This window comes from Arthrobacter globiformis (assembly GCF_003261175.1).
GTDB classification, from domain to species: domain Bacteria; phylum Actinomycetota; class Actinomycetes; order Actinomycetales; family Micrococcaceae; genus Arthrobacter; species Arthrobacter globiformis_A.
The window spans coordinates 1-1730 of record NZ_QLNP01000001.1 but is presented as its reverse complement, the minus strand read 5'-3'; the positions used below and the strand labels follow the sequence as shown (position 1 = coordinate 1730).

Here is a 1730-nt window from a genome sequence, read left to right as displayed (position 1 = left end):
TTCAACGGAGAGTTTGATCCTGGCTCAGGATGAACGCTGGCGGCGTGCTTAACACATGCAAGTCGAACGATGATCCGGTGCTTGCACCGGGGATTAGTGGCGAACGGGTGAGTAACACGTGAGTAACCTGCCCTTGACTCTGGGATAAGCCTGGGAAACTGGGTCTAATACCGGATATGACTCCTCATCGCATGGTGGGGGGTGGAAAGCTTTTGCGGTTTTGGATGGACTCGCGGCCTATCAGCTTGTTGGTGAGGTAATGGCTCACCAAGGCGACGACGGGTAGCCGGCCTGAGAGGGTGACCGGCCACACTGGGACTGAGACACGGCCCAGACTCCTACGGGAGGCAGCAGTGGGGAATATTGCACAATGGGCGAAAGCCTGATGCAGCGACGCCGCGTGAGGGATGACGGCCTTCGGGTTGTAAACCTCTTTCAGTAGGGAAGAAGCGAAAGTGACGGTACCTGCAGAAGAAGCGCCGGCTAACTACGTGCCAGCAGCCGCGGTAATACGTAGGGCGCAAGCGTTATCCGGAATTATTGGGCGTAAAGAGCTCGTAGGCGGTTTGTCGCGTCTGCCGTGAAAGTCCGGGGCTCAACTCCGGATCTGCGGTGGGTACGGGCAGACTAGAGTGATGTAGGGGAGACTGGAATTCCTGGTGTAGCGGTGAAATGCGCAGATATCAGGAGGAACACCGATGGCGAAGGCAGGTCTCTGGGCATTAACTGACGCTGAGGAGCGAAAGCATGGGGAGCGAACAGGATTAGATACCCTGGTAGTCCATGCCGTAAACGTTGGGCACTAGGTGTGGGGGACATTCCACGTTTTCCGCGCCGTAGCTAACGCATTAAGTGCCCCGCCTGGGGAGTACGGCCGCAAGGCTAAAACTCAAAGGAATTGACGGGGGCCCGCACAAGCGGCGGAGCATGCGGATTAATTCGATGCAACGCGAAGAACCTTACCAAGGCTTGACATGGACCGGATCGCCGCAGAAATGTGGTTTCTCCTTTGGGGCCGGTTCACAGGTGGTGCATGGTTGTCGTCAGCTCGTGTCGTGAGATGTTGGGTTAAGTCCCGCAACGAGCGCAACCCTCGTTCCATGTTGCCAGCACGTAGTGGTGGGGACTCATGGGAGACTGCCGGGGTCAACTCGGAGGAAGGTGGGGACGACGTCAAATCATCATGCCCCTTATGTCTTGGGCTTCACGCATGCTACAATGGCCGGTACAAAGGGTTGCGATACTGTGAGGTGGAGCTAATCCCAAAAAGCCGGTCTCAGTTCGGATTGGGGTCTGCAACTCGACCCCATGAAGTCGGAGTCGCTAGTAATCGCAGATCAGCAACGCTGCGGTGAATACGTTCCCGGGCCTTGTACACACCGCCCGTCAAGTCACGAAAGTTGGTAACACCCGAAGCCGGTGGCCTAACCCCTTGTGGGAGGGAGCCGTCGAAGGTGGGACTGGCGATTGGGACTAAGTCGTAACAAGGTAGCCGTACCGGAAGGTGCGGCTGGATCACCTCCTTTCTAAGGAGCACCTACAGGCCCGCTTCCCGTGTATGCGGGGTGTGTGGTTTGTCAGGAGTAAAGGCCCGTTGCGCAGGCGATCGTTCTGCGGCGGGTGCTCATGGGTGGAATATCAACGAATAGCGGCCGCGTGGTTTTGTCCTGTGTTTAGTACGGACGGGTTCCCTTCGGGGTTTTCGTCCTGGAACGGTGCGGGGCGGGGTT

Annotated in this window: 1 rRNA gene; it reads left to right on the top strand. The window is 57.5% G+C overall.

Going from position 1 to position 1730, the window contains the following annotated elements:
• Position 1 precedes the first annotated feature (1 nt).
• Positions 2 to 1526 (top strand): 16S ribosomal RNA (locus DBZ45_RS00005).
• Positions 1527 to 1730 lie beyond the last annotated feature (204 nt).